This window comes from Paraburkholderia sp. DD10, from assembly GCF_049177125.1.
Lineage (GTDB): Bacteria > Pseudomonadota > Gammaproteobacteria > Burkholderiales > Burkholderiaceae > Paraburkholderia > Paraburkholderia terricola.
On record NZ_CP185393.1, the window covers coordinates 2,026,188 to 2,046,139 of the forward strand.

Annotated in this window: 15 protein-coding genes; 2 read left to right on the top strand and 13 right to left on the bottom strand. The window is 66.3% G+C overall.

Annotated elements, in window-relative coordinates:
• Positions 1 to 69 precede the first annotated feature (69 nt).
• The 3 genes from ACOCG7_RS24340 to wecB all read right to left on the bottom strand — a co-directional run bounded on the left by ACOCG7_RS24340 (position 70) and on the right by wecB (position 6,010).
• Positions 70 to 2,262 (bottom strand): glycosyl transferase family protein, encoded by a 2,193-nt coding sequence (locus ACOCG7_RS24340; RefSeq protein WP_083084042.1) that lies wholly within the window; start codon positions 2,260 to 2,262, stop codon positions 70 to 72.
• Positions 2,259 to 4,442 carry a cellulose biosynthesis cyclic di-GMP-binding regulatory protein BcsB gene (locus ACOCG7_RS24345; RefSeq protein ID WP_083084043.1) on the bottom strand — a complete coding sequence of 728 codons (2,184 nt, stop codon included), beginning with the start codon at positions 4,440 to 4,442 and terminating at the stop codon, positions 2,259 to 2,261. The genes ACOCG7_RS24340 and ACOCG7_RS24345 overlap by 4 nt, the downstream gene beginning before the upstream one ends.
• A gap of 371 nt (positions 4,443 to 4,813) precedes the next feature.
• Positions 4,814 to 6,010: a non-hydrolyzing UDP-N-acetylglucosamine 2-epimerase gene (wecB, locus tag ACOCG7_RS24350; RefSeq protein WP_083084046.1), complete on the bottom strand. Its 1,197-nt coding sequence runs from the start codon at positions 6,008 to 6,010 to the stop codon at positions 4,814 to 4,816.
• A 270-nt stretch (positions 6,011 to 6,280) separates the two neighbouring features.
• Here wecB and ACOCG7_RS24355 point away from each other — a divergent pair, with 270 nt between their 5' ends.
• On the top strand, positions 6,281 to 6,442 hold the full coding sequence (locus ACOCG7_RS24355; RefSeq protein ID WP_073430090.1) for a DUF1328 domain-containing protein: 162 nt from the start codon (positions 6,281 to 6,283) through the stop codon (positions 6,440 to 6,442).
• 252 nt (positions 6,443 to 6,694) lie between these two features.
• Here the strand turns inward: ACOCG7_RS24355 and rfbC are convergent, their stop codons facing one another.
• Positions 6,695 to 7,246, bottom strand: a complete 552-nt coding sequence (rfbC, locus tag ACOCG7_RS24360) for a dTDP-4-dehydrorhamnose 3,5-epimerase (protein ID WP_073430091.1) — start codon at positions 7,244 to 7,246, stop codon at positions 6,695 to 6,697.
• Between the two features lie 116 nt (positions 7,247 to 7,362).
• On the bottom strand, positions 7,363 to 8,349 hold the full coding sequence (locus tag ACOCG7_RS24365) for a GlxA family transcriptional regulator (protein ID WP_073430092.1): 987 nt from the start codon (positions 8,347 to 8,349) through the stop codon (positions 7,363 to 7,365).
• Between the two features lie 290 nt (positions 8,350 to 8,639).
• Between ACOCG7_RS24365 and ACOCG7_RS24370 the strand changes: the two genes are divergently transcribed.
• Positions 8,640 to 8,945 carry a hypothetical protein gene (locus tag ACOCG7_RS24370; protein ID WP_143326620.1) on the top strand — a complete coding sequence of 102 codons (306 nt, stop codon included), beginning with the start codon at positions 8,640 to 8,642 and terminating at the stop codon, positions 8,943 to 8,945.
• A 61-nt stretch (positions 8,946 to 9,006) separates the two neighbouring features.
• On the opposite strand, the gene ACOCG7_RS24375 is transcribed toward ACOCG7_RS24370, so the two are convergent.
• From ACOCG7_RS24375 to ACOCG7_RS24410, 8 genes are read right to left on the bottom strand one after another with little or no spacing between them, the layout of a single operon-like run.
• Positions 9,007 to 12,213 (bottom strand): multidrug efflux RND transporter permease subunit, encoded by a 3,207-nt coding sequence (locus ACOCG7_RS24375; RefSeq protein ID WP_083084048.1) that lies wholly within the window; start codon positions 12,211 to 12,213, stop codon positions 9,007 to 9,009.
• Positions 12,214 to 12,777: a GNAT family N-acetyltransferase gene (locus ACOCG7_RS24380; protein ID WP_083084049.1), complete on the bottom strand. Its 564-nt coding sequence runs from the start codon at positions 12,775 to 12,777 to the stop codon at positions 12,214 to 12,216.
• Between the two features lie 4 nt (positions 12,778 to 12,781).
• Positions 12,782 to 13,372 carry a GNAT family N-acetyltransferase gene (locus ACOCG7_RS24385; RefSeq protein WP_083084051.1) on the bottom strand — a complete coding sequence of 197 codons (591 nt, stop codon included), beginning with the start codon at positions 13,370 to 13,372 and terminating at the stop codon, positions 12,782 to 12,784.
• Between the two features lie 4 nt (positions 13,373 to 13,376).
• Positions 13,377 to 14,738: a TldD/PmbA family protein gene (locus ACOCG7_RS24390; RefSeq protein ID WP_083084052.1), complete on the bottom strand. Its 1,362-nt coding sequence runs from the start codon at positions 14,736 to 14,738 to the stop codon at positions 13,377 to 13,379.
• Positions 14,738 to 16,174: a TldD/PmbA family protein gene (locus ACOCG7_RS24395; RefSeq protein WP_083084054.1), complete on the bottom strand. Its 1,437-nt coding sequence runs from the start codon at positions 16,172 to 16,174 to the stop codon at positions 14,738 to 14,740. The genes ACOCG7_RS24390 and ACOCG7_RS24395 overlap by 1 nt, the downstream gene beginning before the upstream one ends.
• Positions 16,167 to 17,828, bottom strand: a complete 1,662-nt coding sequence (locus ACOCG7_RS24400; RefSeq protein WP_083084055.1) for an ABC transporter ATP-binding protein — start codon at positions 17,826 to 17,828, stop codon at positions 16,167 to 16,169. The genes ACOCG7_RS24395 and ACOCG7_RS24400 overlap by 8 nt, the downstream gene beginning before the upstream one ends.
• Positions 17,825 to 18,940, bottom strand: coding sequence for an ABC transporter permease (locus ACOCG7_RS24405; RefSeq protein WP_083084057.1), 1,116 nt, complete (start codon positions 18,938 to 18,940; stop codon positions 17,825 to 17,827). Before ACOCG7_RS24405 ends, ACOCG7_RS24400 begins: the two co-directional genes overlap by 4 nt.
• Positions 18,894 to 19,946, bottom strand: a complete 1,053-nt coding sequence (locus ACOCG7_RS24410; protein WP_073430100.1) for a microcin C ABC transporter permease YejB — start codon at positions 19,944 to 19,946, stop codon at positions 18,894 to 18,896. The genes ACOCG7_RS24405 and ACOCG7_RS24410 overlap by 47 nt, the downstream gene beginning before the upstream one ends.
• Positions 19,947 to 19,952 lie beyond the last annotated feature (6 nt).

Sequence of the window (19,952 nt, forward strand, 5' to 3'; positions counted from 1 at the left end):
CCGAACCTGAAGCCGAAAACGACGACGAAACCCGCGCCATCCCCGCACGCCGGTTGAAAAATGAATCGATCATTCGGAGGCCGCCAGAGCGCCCTGCAGGCGGCGCTGTTGCTGGATTACGTTGTCGAGCGCGTCGGGCGAGATCACGCCGCGCGCCACCATGTAGTCGCCGATCCGGCCGTGCCGGTCCGGGCGGTAGTCCTGCATCGCCGCTTCGAACGCCTCGCGGCGCACGTGGCCGTTCTCGATCAGCAGATCGCCGATCAACGGCACGCTGCGCGCCGGCACGGGCATGGCCGCGGCCTCGCCCGCGGCGCCGCGTGCCGCCGCGCCCTCGCCTTCCGGCCAGCCGATCGCGACGCCGCGCAACAGACGCAGCCCCGCGGCGATCTCGCCTTCGCGGACGATCTCCTGCTGCACCGGCCCACCCGCCAGCGCGCCCAATTCCGCGACCACCGGCTCCGCCAGCGGACTCGCGGTCAGCAAGATCGTGCGCCCGCCCGCCTCGTCGGCCTGCGGCAACACGCGATGCCGCACGATCGCCTCGAGCGGCAGCCGCGCGGCGTCCGCCTGAACGCGTTCGACGTCCAGCCGGCCACGCGGCAAATCGGACTGGAAGGCGATCGCTTCGGCGAGCGTTTCCTCGTCGAGCCAGCCCTTGGCCATCAGCACGCGGCCGAGCGGCGCCTCGCGCGCATGGCTTTCGCCGAGCGCCTGTTCGAGCTTGTCCGGGTCGATCGCCTGCCACGACAGCAGCAATTCGCCCAGGCGCTGGCGTCGATTATTGAAGCCCTCCGCGGACGGAAAGTCGTGCATGGTCTTGTCCCATGCGAGCCGCTTGCCCGTCACCAGATGCGTGATGAACATCTTCCATGCGCGCGAGACGGCCATGAAATTGACGAAGTTGCCCACCACCATGCGCGGCACCGACAACACGCCATGCTCCCAGCCGTACAGCCGGGTCACGAAGTAGATCCGCTGCACGACGCGCAACACGAGCGCACAGCCGTTGGCCCACAACAGGCCTTGCAGCCAGGCCGAATCGGCGAACGGCGAAGCGATCAGTTCCGGCATCCAGCCGAGCAGACCCGCGCCGGCGAACAGCAGGAACTGCGCGACCAGCACATACGCGAGAATGCCGACGAAGGCCGTGACGATGCCCTTGCGGTCACGGAACAGCAGATAGCGGTTAGTGAGCGAGCCGGTCCAGCCGGTCTGCTTCCACCCTTGCAAACCGATGCCGAGCGTCCAGCGCGCGCGTTGCCGGTAAGCGGTGCGGAACGTATCGGGAAAGAATTCGCGCACGCACAGCGGCATCGTCACGGTGATGTCGCGTTCCTTGCCGAAGCCGAACCACGCCTTGCGGCGCGTCGCGAACTGCACCGGAAAGCGCGCGAAAATCGACTGCATGCCCATCTTGCCCAGACGCGCGCCGACGTCGTAGTCCTCGGTCAGGCTCTCCGTGTTGAACGGCTGGTTGTCGGTCTCGGCGATCAGCCCGAGCAGCGCGCGCCGCGAAAAACAGGTGCCCACGCCCGCCGAGGGCACCGAGCCCACCAGGCTCTCGCGCACCACGAGATCTTTCGCGTGCCATTCGGCGAACTCGTCCATATAGGTGCCGGCCACGAGTTCGAACCAGTTGCGCTCGAGCGACGCCACCGGCAACTGGATCATGTCCTTGCGCGGCAGCAGGTAGTTGAAAAAGCGCAATTCCACCGGATGCAGCACGTCCTCGCTGTCGTGCAGCACCACGCCCGCGAACTCGATGCCGGCTTCCTTCTCGTACTTGAAGATTGCCTGGATCACCCAGTTCAGGCAGTCGGCCTTGCAGGTCGGACCGTCGTGCGGCACTTCCACGCGGCGCAACTGTTTGTAGCGGCGGCGCATGCGTTCCACTTCGGCGATGGTCTGCGGATCGTTCTGATAGGTGCCGACGAACACCACATAGTTGCGGTAGTCCATCACCCGCACCATGTCCTCGATCATGGCCGCGACCACGTCGTACTCGTGCCACGCGGGCACCATGATCGCGATCGGCTGCTCGTCGCGCTGATACAACTGCGCGGCGGTGAGCGGCTTATAGGCGCGCTGCACCGTCAGGCGGCGATAAAGCAGCCGGGTCCAGTACCAGAGATCGATGAACAGATCGTCGAGACTGGACAGCAGGATGATGAACGCCACCGCCGCCGCGGCGTATTCGAGCCCGTGGTAGTAATGGGCGACCGCATAGCCGCCATACCATTCGATCAGCGCGAGGCTCACGACTTGTCCTGATGCCTGCGGCGCGCCACGTTGGCGATCAGCAGCAGGACGAGCAGCAACGCGACGAGCGCGGCCGGCACGCCCCAGCGCACCCAGCCCTGCATGAACCACGGACCGTGCACGTCGCTCGCGTCGACCACCTCGCCCGGATGGCGCGTGTCGAACTGGCGCAGCGTGCCGCTCGCGTCGACGATCGCGAGGTCGCCGCGCGAGAGCCGCAGCGAGGCCGGCAGGATCGCCGCCGTGTCGCCCACCGTGCGATACGCGATGCCCGACACGTTGCCCGACCTGACCGCCTCGATCACGCCGACGCGGTTCAGACCCGACACGTCGGCGAGCATCTTGCCGGATGCGTCGGTGAGCGACAGGCGGTCTTTCGACAGACGCGCGACGCTCTTCTCGTCGGCGAGTGTGACGTCGGCGGCAAGGAAGGCGCCCTTCGGGTTCACCGCCTCGCCCTCGCGCGCGACGGTGAAGCTCGCGCGCGTCGGCGCGATGCCGCTCGCGTTCGCAAGCCGCGCGACACGCGACAGCACCAGGGTCGCGTCGTCGAGATACGAGGCCGGCACGATCACGTTCGCCTCCGACGCGAAGCGCGCCACCATGCCGGTGAAGTCGTCGTCGACCTTGGCGGCGGCGAGCGTCAGATGACTGCTCGGCAACACCGCGACCGGATGGCTCAGGCCGCGCTGGCAGCCGGCTTCCGGCTGGCGCTGGAACACCACGCGCAGCAGGTTGTTCGGCGCGAGCGCGTAATGCGGCACGCGCGCCTCGATGCGCTGCGGCTTGCCGTCGGCGCTGAGGAGTTGCGAGCCGATCAGCACGTCGTTGAAATACACCGAGGCGGTCTGCGCGCTGTTGCCGGGCGTGGGCGACGCGGCCACGTCGAGCACCACCGTCGACGGCAGCTTGCCGTTGCCGGACGCGGCGCCGAGGTCGAAATTCGCGTCCCAGGTGGCGCGGCCTTGCACGTCGAGCGTGCGCGGCTGGCCGCCGAGCAGCGACAGCGCGATTTCATCGCCGTGCGAATTCGGCGCGGTGTCGATCTGATGGACCACGAGACGGCTCGCCACGTCGATCGGCCGCCACGTGCGCGCGAGCAGCGCCACGGCGTCCTTGTCGCCGAGCACGATCGCGGTCTGTCCGCCGAGGTGCGCGACCCGCACTTCGCCCGGCGAGAGCGGCTTGGCAACGGCGTCGAGCGCGCGGGCACGCCATGCGTCGAATGCTTCGGCCGCGCCGGGGGCCGCGCTCGCCACCTGCTCGCGCAACGCATCGAGCGTGCTCTTCAGCGTGCCGCGCAGCGCATCGTCGACGACGATCACGTCCGGCGCGAACGCCGCGCGCGGCGTGAGCGCGACCAGCGCGCCGGCTTCCGCCGCATTCGCCAGCTTGCGCGAGCCGCCCGCGGCCAGCGCGGCAAACGCCGGAATCGCGCGCAGCGGCGCGGGCACCTCGATGTCGCTCAAATCGACGGTGTCGCCCACGGCGGGCCAGGCGCGGGTCAGCGGCGCGCGGCCTTCGCGTTGCAGCAGCGCTTCGACGCGCCAGCCGGCATCGAACGCCGGCGCGCCCAGCGTGCGCGCGCCGAGCATCACGACCGGCTTCTGCGGCAATGCGCTCCACGCGCCGCGCAGATCGACGATCGCGTTCGGATCGTAGCGATAGGTCAGGCGCGAGGTCGGCGCGATACGCCAGAGGTTGCCGATCGCGGTCTGGTCAGTGCACACGTCGTCGCTCAACACCGACGACCAGTCGAGCCCCACACGCACGAAACCGCTCGGCCGCGCCGCGCCGTCCACGCCGAGGCTCGCCGAGGCGTCGCCCTGCTCCTGGGTCGGACTGCGCGAGAGCACCGGCGAGCCGTCGAGCGACACCAGCAGGGTGGTACGCCCGCCGTTGCCGCGCAGATAGCCGCCGTCGATCTGCAACGACGCATCGCTCAAGGGCACGCCGGCCGGCACCGGCAGATACAGTTCCTGACGCGCGTCCGGCGCATGCAGCACGACCGGATCGCGCATGCCGAGATCGGCCAGCGATACGGTGCGTGTCGCGAGACGTCCGCTTCCGAGTTGCGCGAAACTGCCCGCGACGTCGGCCGGCTGTTGGGCGTGCGCGGCGGCGGCCAGCAACAGCAGCGCGGCGAGCGCGTTCGGGCGGGCGCGCGTGAAACGGCGCATGGGCGTATCGGAGGTCACGTCGGAGATCACCTGGTTTTGTCTCTTGATTGGCGCGCAAGCGGCGAAACCGGATTGCGCGGCATGGATAGTCTGGAACTAGTCTGGAACGGTCGGCCCGGCGCTGCGCCAGGCTTTGCGTTGGATGTCCTCGCTCGCGGCGCTACCGGGGCGGCGAGCGAATCCCTGCAATAACGGCACCGCGGGGCGTTTCCTGAACCCCGTCGCGCACGCGGCGCGTATCTTTGCCTTCGCGAGATGCGCCGCGTTCGGCATATACGCCGGCACATGCACACGCACATGCACACGCACAGCGAACACCGGCCGCCATTCTCGCGCCTCGCGCTCGAACAGCGGCGTCCCGCTTCTCTTCTCTACTGCACAACGCCAGGCAGCGGCACGCGCGGCACATAAGGCATTTCGCCGATGCCGCCGCTCGCGAATTCCTCGAACGGACGTCCGCTCAGCGCCGCGACGATCCGCTCGGAGGCATGGCCGTCGCCGTATGGGTTGACGCGATGCGCGAACTCGTCGCGCTCGCTCGCGTCTTCGAGCAGGCCCGTCACTGCGCGCACGATCGCCTCGCGCGCCGTGCCGACGAGGCGCACCGTGCCCGCCGCCACCGCTTCCGGCCGCTCGGTCACGTCGCGCATCACGAGCACCGGCTTGCCCAGCGCGGGCGCTTCTTCCTGCACCCCGCCCGAGTCGGTCAGGATGATCGTGGCGCGCTGCATCAGGCGCACGAAGCCGAGGTAATCGAGCGGCTCGATCAGATGAACGTTGCGCGCGGCGCCCAGCGTTTCCTGCACGGGACCGCGCACGTTCGGATTCAGATGGACCGGATAGACGATCTGCACCGCATTGGTTCGGGCGAGATCGGCGAGCGCCGCGCAAATGTTGGCGAAGCCCGCGCCGAAGCTCTCGCGCCGATGGCCCGTGACCAGCAGCAACGGCAGCGCGCCGTCGAGAAACGGCAGGCGCGCGTCGAGTTCGGCGCGCAACGCCGGGTTCGCGGCGATGCGCGCGGTGGTGAGATTGAGCGCGTCGATCACGGTATTGCCGGTTACGATCACCTTACCGTGCAGCGCTTCGTGCGCGATGTTCGCCTTCGAGCTCGCGGTGGGCGCGAACATCAGATCGCTCACGAGGTCGACCACGCGGCGGTTCATCTCTTCGGGCCAGGGCTGCACGAGGTTGCCGGTGCGCAGCCCCGCCTCGACGTGGCCGATCGGAATGCGGCGATGAAACGAGGCAAGCGCCGCCGCCGACGCCGTGGTCGTGTCGCCATGCACCAGCACGCGATCCGGCTTGACCGTGGCGAGCACCTCGTCGAGCGAGGCGATCAGACGCGACGCGAGGCCGTTGAGCGTCTGGTTGCCGGTCATGAGGGCGAGATTGTGATGCGGCACGATCTCGAACAGATCGAGCACCTGATCGAGCATCTGCTGATGTTGCCCGGTGACGCAGACCACCGATTCGAGGTCGGCGCTCGCTTGCAGTTGCTTGACGAGCGGCGCCATTTTGATGGCTTCCGGCCGCGTGCCGAAAATCGACAGAATTCGCGTTGGCATGGGTCCTCGTTCTTGTTGAACTCGGTGGATGGAGGGCGATGCACCAGGCGCGATGCATGGATACCGCAGGCGTACTGCGGAGGAATTCTATCGCGTATTTCCGCCGTTTCCGTGGCGGATTTTCACTGGATTCGCGAATCGCGCAGCGGGCCGTGGCACAGCCATTGCTGCTCTTCGTTCGCCGGCAAACAACCCGTCGAGGCACACGATGCCGAGGACGAGTCGCCGTTTTCAAGTCTCAATCCAGCACATCCACCGGTGGGAGGCCCCATGCTTCGATACGCTGCAATCTTCTTCGTGATCGCGATCATCGCCGCTGTATTCGGCTTTGGCGGCGTCGCCGCGGGCGCGGCGGAAATCGCGAAGGTTCTGTTCTTCATCTTCGTGGTGATCTTCCTCGTCACCTTGTTGATGGGCTTGATCCGACGCTGACGACCGCGTCGGCCGCGCGGGCGCGAAGCGCTTGCGCCGGCGCGGCTCGCGGTGGCCGCATTGCAATATTTGCCACACGGTCTTGCAATAGCTGCCGCCCGCGCCGGGTTTTACCGTTTCGCGCCCGCCATGCGCGCGGGAAATAGCGGTATTCCGATGAGTGCGGAGCGTGTGGAGTGGCGAGGAGTGCGAGCGCGGCGACGCTGAACCTCACGCCGCAGTACGGCTCGGGCCGCTGACCCGACGCCGGATTCAGGAGAAGTTTTCCGCTTCGTAAATGCGCCGCCCCGCGGCATCTTTCGCGCCGAGGATCGGCTCGAAATCGATCGGCCATTCGATGCCGATGTCGGGATCGCTCCACAGGATGCAGCGCTCGAGTTCCGGGAACCAGTATTCGGTGGTCTTCCACAGGCATTCGGCGACGTCGGAGAGCACCACGAAACCGTGTGCGAAGCCCGGCGGCACCCATACCTGCCGATAATTGGCCGCGCTCAGATACGTGCCGGACCATTTGCCGAAGTTCGGCGAATTGAGCCGCACGTCCACCGCGACATCGAACACTTCGCCGATCACCACGCGCACGAGGCGGCCTTGCGGACGCTGCACCTGATAGTGCAAGCCGCGCAGCACGCCGTGCACCGCGCGCGAATGACGGTCCTGCACGAAGTTGAAATCAGGCGCGACGTCCTCGATAAACTCGTCCGCGCTGAAGCTCTCGAAGCAGAAGCCGAATTCGTCGCAAAACACCTCGGGCTCGATGAGCTTGACCTCGGGCAACGCCGTCGACATTACGTTGTTGCCCATTGCCACTGTGCTCGTAAGAAGCCTGCCCGGCGAACAATGCGGCCCCGGGGGGCCGCGTGCAAACAGTCATGAAGCAGTCAGGAAGCGCGCCGCCGACGCGGCGCCTGCCTCGCGAATTACACCTCGGTCGCCACGCGGCTGCGCGCCCGATACTCGGTGGGCGAGAGCGCCATGCGCTTGCGAAAGATCTTCGCGAGACGATCGCCGTTGCCCGTGCCGCTGCGGCGCGCGATCTTATCGACCGGCAATTCGGTTTCCGTCAGGAAGTTGCAAGCAATGCGCAGCCGCACCTGCAGCAGATAGTCCGAGGGTGTGACGTGCATTTCGTGCTTGAAGCGCCGCAGGAAATTGCGCTCGCTCATCGCCGCCACCTGCGCGGCGTCGGCAACGGACACCTGACGGTCGCAGTTCGCCTCCATCCAGCGCGCGGCCGCACGAATTTTTTCGGCCACGCTGAGCGTGCCGCCTTCCGCCTGCAGCGGCACCCATGTCGCCGCCATGCCGGGCATCACGCGGTCGGCGACCCGGCGGGCCAGCTCCGCGCCGAGATCGCGCTTGATGAACATCAGCGCGCTGCGGGCGCACTCGTCGCGATCGCTGGACGCGGCCTCGGCCGCGACGCCGCCCAGATAGCGGGCCGCTTGCAGCGCGTCGTGGTCGGTGGGGCCGGCGGCTTCCAGCACGAGCCTGCCCTCGCCGATCGTTTCGATCGCGCGGGTGCGCATTTGCACCGAGCGCAGCCAGCCCAGCAAGCGCTCGTCGCGCGCCGCCGCGTGTGCGCCGTAGCCGCCCGCGATGAACAGCACGTCGAAACCGCTGCCGTAGCGCGTGTCGATCCGGTCGGTCCAGATTCGCGCCAACGAGGAACTGGCGACGCTGCCGCCTTCCATCGACAGAAACTGCACGTCGTAGGGCGGTTCCTCGCCGGCATGCGAGTCCGCCAGTTCGTTGGCGGTCTGGAACATCTCGACGACGGTGCCCGGCCCGAGCAGCCAGAAACCGTCGAACAGCAACACGCCGATTCGCCGCGCCACACTCCGCAAATTCGGAGCCGGCGTATGTAACCAGGTAACCCTCGCAGTATCAAGGTGCATATGCGGCATGATGTTTCCTCAAACTGTCGTTCGTTGTGGACCCATTGCTCCGCCGCCGGCTTATACGTCCAAATGAATTAGACGGCTTAAACCGCGGGCAAAGCCGATTAGCGGATTATGCGTGATGTTAGCGGAACGAATGGCTATAGTAAAACTTAAAATCAAATCACCATCGGCAAACGCAATGTATGAAGAAAACCTTGATCCGGCGTTGGATATAGCCGGCCGGGGCTGATGGCGCGACAGCGGCCGTTGGTCTTGCGTTGGTTTCGGACCACACCCGGAGAGCCGCATGGCGCGTGGCTTTGCGCCATCATCCGGGCGGCTCGCATACCACCGAAGCACGCCGCGCGCGACAGTGCCGGCTCACCTGGCCCATCGAAAAGTGTTTCACATCTGAACTCCGGAATCCGGCGATTAATAGCGATTCAATCCGGCGCTTATTCGCAAATCAGGAATTTATCGGCATTATCATTGCCCTCGCTCCGCTTATTACCGAATCACGGGAATCGGGCATTTTCGGAAATATTTTCAGAGCGATCAAAAACGTTTCTAAAATGAAACATCCGGCGTTTTCAAGTCTGATTAATCGGCGGCGCAAATAAGGTCAGACGAAAAATCCGGGCGCGGCGGTGATCGACAAAATCCTGCGCCCGCATGCCGCCGTCACGTCATGCGCGATTCGTCGAGCGCCGCGCCTTCTGCCGCCTCGTGGCGTGCGCGCCGCTCGCCGCGCTTGCGACGCAGTTGCGCGAGACGCTGCCGGCCGTGCGTCAGCGAGGCGACCGCATGAAACGCGAGCGGCGCGAACACCAGCCCGAACAGCGTGGCGGCCAGCACGCCGCCGAACACGCCGGTGCCGATCGAGCGGCGGCTCTCGGCGCCCGCGCCGCTCGACACGACCAGCGGCACGACGCCGAGCAGAAACGCCGCCGAGGTCATCACGATCGGACGGAAACGCGCGCCGGCGGCGTCCGTCACGGCACGCGCCAACGGCGCGCCGCGCCGATGCAGATCGCGGGCGAACTGCACGATCAGGATCGCGTTTTTCGCCGCGAGGCCGATCACGGTGATCATGCCGACCTTGAAGTACACGTCGTTGGGCAGGCCGCGCAACAGCACCGCGGCGACGGCGCCGATCACGCCGAGCGGCACGACCATCAGCACCGCGAGCGGGATCGTCCAGCTTTCGTAGAGCGCGGCCAGCGCCATGAACACCGCCAGCAGCGACAGGCCGATCAGCAACGGCGTGAGCCGCGCGGCCGCGGTTTCCTCGCGGGCCGCGTCGACCCAGTCGTAGCCGATGCCGACCGGCAACGCGGCGGCGAGCCGCTCCATCTCCGCCATCGCGGCGCCGGAACTGTAGCCGGACGCGGCGTGGCCGCTCACGTCGAGCGACGGATAGCCGTTAAAGCGCGTCAGCATCACCGGACCGATGGTCCATCGGCGCGCCGCGATCGCCGAGAGCGGCACCATGCCGCCCGTCGCGTTGGGCACGGCGAGCGCCAGCAGATCGTCGTCGCTCATGCGCGCGGCCGCGTCGGCGGCGATCATCACGCGGCGCATCCGGCCGCCTGCCGGGAAGTCGTCGATATAGGTGGAGCCGAAGGTGCTGCCGAGCACCTCGGCGATGCGGTCGAACGAGACGCCGAGCGCATACGCCTTCGCGCGGTCGACGACGAGTTCCACACGCGGCGCGTCCGGCAGCGCCTCCGAGTGCACCGAGGCCAGCACGGGACTCGCCCTGGCCTGCGCGAACAGTTGCTCGCGCGCGGCCTTCAGCGCGTCGAGCCCGACTCCGCCGCGATCTTCCAGGCGGAAAACGAAACCGTCCGAATGCCCGAGGCCCGGCACCGAAGGCGGCAGTTGCGCCTGCACATCGCCATCCATGATCTTGTCGAACTTTTCGTTGAGGCTGTCGCGCAGCGCGAGCGCGCCGGTGCCGCGCCTGTCCCAGTCCTTCAGTTCGACGAAGGCCATCGCCACGTTTTGCCCGCTGCCGGAGAAGCTCCAGCCGATCACGCTCGTGACGTTCGCGATGCCCGGCTCGCCGTGCAGGATGTTTTCCATGCGCTGCACGACGGCCAGCGTGCGTGCCTGCGTCGCGCCCGCGGGCAACTGCACCATCACCTGCAACTGGCCCTGATCTTCGCTCGGCAGGAAACCGCCCGGCATCCGCGCATAGAGCACGCCGCAGACGCCGACCAGCACGGCGTATATCGCGAGCATCGGCCCGATACGGCGCAGCGTGCGCGCGGTGAGGCCGCGATAGCCGTTCGCGGCGCGATCGAAGCCCGCCGTAAAGCGGCTCGCCGCGCGCGCGGCGAGGCCCGCCACACCGCGCCGCGCGTCGCGCTGACGAACCGATTGCCGCTGCGGCTTCAGCAGATTCGCGCACAACGCGGGCGTCAGCGACAACGCCATGAACGACGACACCAGCATCGACGCGATCATCGCCACCGCGAACTGCCGGTAAATGCCGCCGACGCCGCCCGGAAAGAACGCCATCGGCACGAACACCGCCGTCAACACCGCGGTCACGCCGACAATCGCGCCGCCGATCTGCGACATGGCCTTGCGCGTGGCCTCGCGCGGCGGCAGATGCTCTTCCTCCATCACGCGATGCACGCTCTCGACCACCACGATCGCGTCGTCGACGAGAATGCCGATCGCGAGCACGAGGCCGAACATCGTGAACACGTTGATCGACAGGCCGCACGCGTACATCGCGAGAAACGCGCCCATCAGCGTGACCGGAATCACCACGGTCGGCACGAGCGTGTAGCGCAGATCGCGCAGGAACAGCCACATCACGAAGAACACCAGCGCCACGGCTTGCGCGAGCGTGACGAGCACTTCATGAATCGCGATCTGCACGAAATGCGCGTTGTCGAAAGGGATTTCGACGGCGACGCCGGGCGGCAAGCCTTTGGATAGTTCGGCAAGACGCGCGCGAATCGCGTTCGACGTTTCGAGCGCGTTGCCGCGCGGCCCGAGTTGAATGCCGACCGTTGCCGCGGCCTTGCCGTTCAGCCGCGACCAGAACGCGTAGTTGTCGCGCCCGAGTTCGACCCGCGCGATGTCGCGCAAGCGCACCGCCGAGCCGTCGGGCCGCGCCTTGATGACGATCTGGCCGAATTCGGCCGGCGAGATCAGGTGCCCTTTCACGCTCACCGAGGCCGTCAATTGCTGGCCCGGCACGAACGGCGCGTCGCCCAGCGTGCCCGCCGTCACGGCCGCGTTTTGCGCGGCGATCGCGGCGTTGACTTCGGCGGCGCCGAGGCCGTACTCGCGCAGCTTCATCGGATCGAGCCAGATGCGCAGCGCTTCGTCGGCGTCCCAGAGTTGCGCGGAGCCCACGCCCGGCGCGCGCTTGAGTTCGCGCAACACATAGCGGCTCAGATAGTCGCTCAGTTGCACGGAGTCGCGCGTGCCGTCCGTGGAGGTGAGCGCGACCAGCATCAGGAACGTGTTGGCCGACTTGAACACGGTGATGCCCTGCTGCACGACCTGCTGCGGCAAGCGCGGCTCGACCTGCTTGAGGCGGTTCTGGATGTCGACGAGCGCGAGGTCGGGATTGGTGCCGGGCGCGAAGGTCGCGTCGATTTCGAGCTCGCCGAGGTTGTCGCTGGTTGTCTGGTAGTACAGCATGTTGTCGGCGCCATCGAGGCTTTCCTCGATGATGCTGCCGACATTGGCGTCCACCACTTCGGTCGACGCGCCCGGATACGTCGCGGCAATGACGATGCGCGGCGGCGCAAGACGCGGATACTGCGCGACCGGCAGCAGCGGAACGGCCAGCGCGCCCGCCACGACGATGGCGAGCGCGACGATCCACGCGAAGACCGGGCGGTCGATGAAGAAGAAAGGCACTTAGCGGTCCGGGATGGGCGGCTCGAAGCGCGGGGCGTCGACGAGGCGAGCCATATGCAGCGCGTCGGCCAACACTCCGTCGCGCAGGGCATAGGCGCGCGAGCGGCCTTCTTCGACAAAGCCGAACTTGCGATACAGCGCGATCGCCGGTGCGTTGTCGACGAACACCCTCAGTTCGATGCGCCGCAATCCGAACGAGCCGTCGGCGGCTTCCGTCAGCGCCCGCAGCAGCGCGGTGCCGACGCCGCGCCCGTGGAACGCATCGTGCACGACGAGACCCAGTTCAGCGCTGTGCGCTCGGCTCGGCCTGTAAATGTGGAGTCCCGCTTGCCCGACCATGCGGCCGTCCAGCCACGCGCCGACATTCAGCGTGTCTTTCAGCCGGCGCTCGTGCCAGGCGCGCAGGTTTTCAGCGCTGCGATAGCCGATGGTCAAAGTGCCGCGCCGCACCTCGGGTTGACTCATGACCTCGGCAAATTCGTCGATATCGGACGGTTCGAGCGCTCGCACCGTGATGCGGTTCTTCACCGCTGCATGAGTGGCTTGCAACGTTTCTTCTTGCATGGCTTTATTCCGCTGCGATGGGGGTCGCCGATTGCGTCGCCCTGTGCATCGACATCAGCGGCGCGGCGTCGCGCAACCGCGCCATGAAATAGCAGTCGATCAGCACGCCGCGGCGCAACACCGCGCCGCGCTGCCGCGCCTCGATCTCGAAGCCGAACTTGCGGTACAGCGCGAGCGCCGCGTGGTTGTCGGCGAATACGTGCAACTCGACGCGGCGCAGGCCGAGCCAGTTGTCAGCCAGATCGAGCAGTTCATTCATCAGCGCATTGCCGATGCCGCGCCGATGCCATGCGTCGTGCACGCCGATGCCGATCGAACCGGCATGCGAGCGGCGTCCCTTCAAAGGCGTCAATTCCGCTTCACCAACCAGCGTGTCGCCGATGATCGCCGCGATCGCGATCTCCGTGGGCTCCAGTTTTTCGAGGTACTCGCGGGTACTGGCGAGCGTTCGAAATGGCGCGTGCGGATTGCCGTTGACCACCGCCGGCAACTGCTGCATGGCGTGGAACTGCTCGGCGTCGGCGGGGCGCAGTGCGCGCAGCGTCAAGCCCTCGGGTGTGCTCTCGGGTTTTTCTGTTTCGAGGTGTTGATCCATACGCTCACAACGTCAATTCAAACGATCTCACCAGAATGCCGGGCAATTGCATGCCGCCCGTGGCGCGCTCGCCCCAGGTCGAATCGCTCAGCAGCAATTCCGCTTGCGCGCCGAGTTGTTCGAGTTCGCTGCCGAGCAAACGGTACAGGCTGTCGTCGAAGCGCATCGCCTCGAGCGGCGCGACGATCTCGCCGTCCTCCACCCAGAACGTCGCGAAGCGCGTCATGCCGGTGAGCCGGCAATTCATCCGGTCGGAGAAATTCACGTACCACAGGTTGCCGATATAAAGGCCGGTGCCGAGTTTCTCCAGCACGTCGTCTTCGGGCAGATCGCCGCCTTGCATCGACAGCGCCGCCGGCGATTCGCTCGCCAAGGCGCCGTTCGGCGTCAAACCGTATTCGCGCGCGCTGCGTGCGTTGGTCAGGCATTCGGCGCTGCGGCCGGCCTCGATCAACGGCACGGTGTCGCGCAGATAGCCGTCGTCGTTGAAACCGGGTGTGATGCCGAGCGTCAGATCCTCGCTGATCGTCACGCGCGGGTCGAGCGCGATTTCTCCCACATGCAGCTTGTACAACTCGCTGCGCGAGCTCGCCTGGGCGCGCGCGGAAAAGCCGCTCCATGCAGCCGTGCCGAGCAATTCCGCGAGCGCCGCGGGCGCCAGATACGCGCGGTAACGCCCCGGCGGCAAGGCGCGCGGCGTGCGCGCGAGCACGCCGAGACGGCTTGCCGCCTGTTCGAGCTTGTGCGCGAACACGGCATCGCTCCAGTCGTCGCCGGCGTAAGCGGTCTTGATCGCGCGGCCGCTCGGATCGTAGAGCGACCATCTGAAATTGAAGTTGTCCACTTCGTACCAGCCGCGGCTGCCGCTCGTGGACGCGAAGCCGCGCACGATCGTGCCGCCCGCATAGAAGCCGACGAAATCGAGCCCCCGCGCGCATTCGGCAACCGTGCGCAACAAGCCGTCCGGGTCCGGCAGCTTGCCGGAGCGCTGCGTGCTTCGCTGCCATGCCGATCTATCGAACAGCAGATGCGGATCGTCCGCCGCGCCGCGCAAGCCTTCACGCAAGGCGGCGAGCGCCGCGCTGATTTCGTCGAGATCCTGTTGCGGATCGCCGCATACGGTCAGCGTCGAATAAGCCTGGCGCGCGCCGTCGATCAGGCGCAAGGTCAGCTTGCCTTGCGACACGCTGCCCGTCTGCCGCACCTTGCCGCCATTGAAGCGGATAAAGTCCGACTGTTCTCCCGCGAACGAACTGAGCGTGGTTTCCGCGCCTTGCCGCAGGCGCTCGATCGCATCCGCGAGCAACGTGAAGTGCCGCTGCCAATCCACCGACGTGGCGGCGCGCGAGGACATGAACTGGCTCATCATGCGCCTCCGAACACGTCGACGTTGCTGAACACGCAAGCCGGCGACGCATGGCCCACGCGAATGATCTGCGCGGGTTCGCCCTTGCCGCACATCGACGTGCCGTACACCTCGCGCGTGGCCGCATTGCCCACCGCGCTCAGGCTGCGCCAGAAATTCGCCGAGATGCCGCGATAGTTCGGCTGCTTCACCACTTTCGTGAGCTTGCCGTTCTCGATCAACTGGCCGAATTCGCAGCCGAACTGGAATTTGTTGCGATGGTCGTCGATCGACCAGGACGTGTTCGTGCGCATCAGAATGCCGTGCTCGATGTTGCCGATCATCTCGTCCAGCGAACTCGCGCCGGGCTCGATGTTCAGATTCGCCATCCGGTCGATCGGCGGCCGGTTCCAGTTCGACGCGCGCGAATTAGCGACGCCCGGCATGCGCGCGCGTTGTTGCGACAGCGCGCCGCCGAGCGGACGTTCGAGCACGCCGTTGCGGATCAGATACTGCTTGTGCGCCTCGCTGCCGTCGTCGTCGAATGCGTAGGACGCGGCTTCCTCGCGCAGTTCGGGATCGAACGTGACGTTCAGCAATTCCGAGCCATAGCGATACGAGCCGAACATCTCCTGCTTCACGAAGCTCCAGCCCGCGAAGTTGCGCTCGTCGCCGAGAATCCGGTCGAGTTCGAGCGGATGCCCGATCGACTCGTGAATCTGCAACATCATCTGATCTGGCATCAGCAGCAGATCGCGCTGGCCCGAAGGGCAATTCGGCGCGGCCAGCAATTGCAGCGCCTCGCTGGCGACGCGCACGCCCGCGCCGTCGAAGCCGAAGCGCGCCAGCACTTCCACGCCGCCCTGCGCGAGCGTGCCGTAGTTGCCGCCGAGCGTGCGCACCTGGGTATCGCCGTTCGCGTGCGCGGCCACGCTCAGTTGCGGCATCAGGAAGCGGAACTGCTGGTCGATGCGTACGCCGTCGCCGGTCATGTAAAGCTGGTCGGTATGGATGATCTGCACGGACGCCACGCGCTCGACGATCCGTGCATCGAGATTCGCGCTCGCGCATTCGGCGCCCAAACGGTCGAGCCATTCGGCGCGGCCCGGCAGCGCACGTTGCGCGTTCGGCGACAGGTAGTGCCCGCTCGCCGCGGGCCGCGCCACCTCGCGATGATCGATCAGCGACACCGCCGCGCTCGCCTCGGCGCGCGCGGTGGCGATGTCGAGCGCGGCTTGCAAGCCGGACGCCGAGAGATTCGCGGTGGCCGCGTAGCCCGCTCCCGCGCCCACCCACGCGATCAGCATCGCGCCGCGGTCGCGCACCGAGCGCAGCGGCTGCGCGACGTCGTTGCGAATCTCGTGGTCGTCGATCTGTTCGTCGACAATGCGCAGCGACCAGAAGGCCGCGCGGCTCGTCAGCGTGCGGGCGGCTTGCGCCCAACGTTCGTCAATCATTGGCGGTTTCCGTATGAGTCGCCATCACGCCCGGCTGCGCGACGGTCAGCGAGGACGCCAGCAAAGACCGCGTATAAGGATGCGACGGCGCGTGCAGTACGTCGAGCGTGTCGCCGGCTTCGACAATGCGCCCCGACTTCATCACGATCACGCGATGCGCCATGGCTCGCATCACGGCGAGATCGTGCGTGATGAACAAAAAGCTTAGCTTGTACTTTTTCTGCAGATTTGTCAGCAGGTTCAGCACCTGTTTCTGGATCGATACGTCGAGCGCGCTGGTCGGTTCATCGAGCACGATGAGTTCGGGCTGCACCGCGAGCGCGCGCGCGATCGCAATGCGCTGACGCTGCCCGCCGGAGAATTCATGCGGATAGCGCAGCATCGCGTCGGCGGGCAGGCCCACTTCTTCCAGCAAGCTGCCCACGCGCGCTCGCCGCGCCTTCGCGTTCACTTCGGGACGATGCACGGCAAGCCCTTCGCCGATGATCTGCTCCACCGTCATGCGGGGCGACAGCGAGCCGAACGGGTCCTGAAACACGACCTGCATGCGCGCATAGAGCGCCCGGCGGGACGTCGCGCTCTTGAGCGTCGACAACGGCATGCCGTCGATATGAACGTGGCCCGCCGCCGGCTGCTGGAGGCCGAGCACCGCGGCGGCCAGCGTCGATTTGCCGGACCCCGATTCGCCGACGATGCCGAGCGTCTCGCCGCGCCGCACGCTCAGATCGACCTCATGCACCGCGCGAAACGTCGAGCGCCTGAACATCGAACGCCAGCCTTTCGCGGACGTGCTGTAGTCGACGGCGAGCCCCTGCACTTCGAGCAAACGCCGCGCGCCGGCTTCGACCGGTTCGATTGCGCGTTGCGGCTCGCTGTCGAGCAGGCGTTGGGTGTACGGATGCCGCGGATCGGCGAACAGCGCTTCGGTCGTATTGGTTTCGACCAGCACGCCCTTCTCCATCACCGCGACGCGCTGCGCGAAACGCTTCACCAGGTTCAGATCGTGCGTGATCAGCAGTACGGCCATACCGCGGTCGGCGGCTTCCTGTTCCTGCAACGCGAGCAACAGATCGACGATTTGCTGGCGCACGGTGACGTCGAGCGCGGTGGTCGGCTCGTCGGCGAGCAGCAAACGCGGACGGCACGCGAGCGCCATCGCGATCATCGCGCGCTGCCGCTGGCCGCCCGACAGTTGATGCGGAAAACTGTCGATGCGCCGTTCCGGCTCGGGAATGCCCGTGCGCCTGAGCAACTCGATGCCGCGCTCGCGCGCCGCGTTCGGCCGCAAGCCTTCGTGCAGGCGCAGACTTTCGGCGATCTGCTTGCCGATCGTGAAGAGCGGATTGAGCGCCGTCATCGGCTCCTGAAACACCATCGCCACATCGGCGCCGCGAATGCCGCGCATCTGCTGCTCGGTTTTTCGCAGCAGATCGTCGCCGTCGAGCAAGATGCGGCCGCTCAATTCGGCTTGCTCCACGAGACGCAAGATGGATAACGCGGTCACGCTCTTGCCCGAACCCGATTCGCCGACCAGGGCCACGCGCTCGCCGCGCGCGATCGAAAGGCTCAATTCATGCACCGCGATCGTGTCGCCGAAACGCACGGAGAAGCGGTCGATTTCCAGCAAGGGGCGGCTCGGCACTGCATCGCTCATCGCGGACCTCCGCCGAACGCCGAACCGCGCGAGCGCGTGTCGAGCGCATTGCGCAACGCGTCGCCCATGAAGGTCAGCAGCAGCAGCGTGATCACCAGCGCGGCGAACGCGGACATCGAAATCCACCACGCGTCCAGATTGTTCTTGCCTTCCTGCAGCAACTCGCCGAGGCTCGGCGTCGGCGGCGGCACGCCCAGGCCGAGAAAGTCGAGGCTCGTCAGCGAGAGAATCGCCGCGCTCATGCGAAACGGCAGAAAGGTGATCACCGGCGTGAGACTGTTCGGCAACACATGACGCCACATGATCTGCCAGTTGCCGAGGCCCATCGTGCGCGCCGCCTTCACGTAATCGAGCGAACGGTTGCGCAGGAATTCGGCGCGCACGTAGTCCGACAGCACGAGCCAGCCGAACAACGAAAGCAGGATGAACAGCAGCCATAACGTCGGCTCGAAGATCGACGCGAAGATGATCAGCAGGTACAGGTCGGGCATCGAACTCCAGATTTCGATCAGACGCTGGCCGATCAGATCGGTGCGTCCGCCGTAAAAGCCCTGCACGGCGCCCGCCGTCACGCCGATCACCACGCCGGAGACGGTCAACGCCAGCGCCATCAATACCGACAAGCGGAAGCCATACAGCAAACGGGCGAGCACATCGCGGCCGTACTGATCGGTGCCGAGCCAGTTGCTCGACGTGGGCGGCGCCGGATACGGATGCGCGGCGAAATAGTCGATGGTGTCGTAGTGAAAGTGATTCGGCGGATAGATCGCGAAGTTGCCGTTCGATTCGAGTCGCGAACGGATATACGGATCGAGGTAATTCGCACGCGCCGGAAAATCGCCGCCGAACAGGGTCTCCGAATAGTCCTTCACGATCGGAAAATAGTAGCGGCCGTCGTAGCGCACGACGAGCGGGCGATCGTTGGACAGCACCTCGCCGAGCAGGCTCACCACGAACAGCGACGCGAAGATCACGAGGCTCCAGTAGCCCAGGCGCTGGCGCCTGAAGCGCAGCCACGTGCGCCGCCACGGCGACGGCGAGGCCGCGTGCGCCGCGCCGGAGGCGTCAGCGGTCCAGGCGGTTGAATTGGATGCGGGGGTCGACGAGGACATAGCAGACGTCAGCAATGAGTTTGGTGATGAGGGCGATCAGCGTGAACAGAAACAGCGAACCGAGCACCACGGGGTAATCGCGGCGAATCACCGAGTCGTAGGAGAGTTGGCCCATGCCGTCGAGCGAGAACAGTGTTTCGATCAGCAGATTGCCGTTCAGGAACGCGCCGACAAAGGCGGCCGGCAAGCCGGTCAGCAACGGAATCGCGGCGTTGCGCAGCACGTGTTTCCACAGCACGTCGCGCTGCGGCGCACCTTTCGCGCGCGCGGTCAGCACATACTGCCGGCCGATCTCTTCGAGAAAAGTGTTCTTGGTCAGAATCGTGACGATCGCGAAGTTGCCGACCACCGAGGCCGTGACCGGCATCACGATGTGCCACAGATAATCCAGCGCCTTGCCCAACGCGCTCAACTCGCCGAAGTTATCCGACGTGAGGCCGCGCATCGGAAACACCTGCCAGAACGTGCCGCCGCCGAACAGCATCAGCAGCAGGACGCCCAGCACGAAGCCCGGAATCGCGTAACCGGCCAGCACCAGCACGCTCGTCACGGTATCGAAGCGCGAGCCGTTGCGCACCGCCTTGGCGATCCCCAACGGCACCGAGATCAGATACGTGAGCAGCACGGTCCACAGGCCGAGCGTGACCGAGACCGGCAGCTTCGAGCGAATCACCTGCCATACGCTGTCGTGCTGGTAGTAGGACTGGCCGAGGTCGAACGTCGCGTAGTGCCTGAGCATCAGCAGATAGCGTTCGAGCGGCGGCTTGTCGAAACCGAACTGTTTCTTGATCTGCTCGATCTGCTGCGGATCGACGCCCTGGCTGCCGTGATAACCGCCGCCGCCCGCCCCGGCCTCTCCGCCACGGCCAGTGCCGTGGCGGAGTTGCGTCATCACCTGTTCGACCGGCCCACCCGGCACGAACTGCGTGACGACGAAGGTCAGCGTGACCACGCCGAGCAGCGTGGGCACCATCAACAGCAATCGTCTGAGAATGTAGGCAAGCATGCTGTT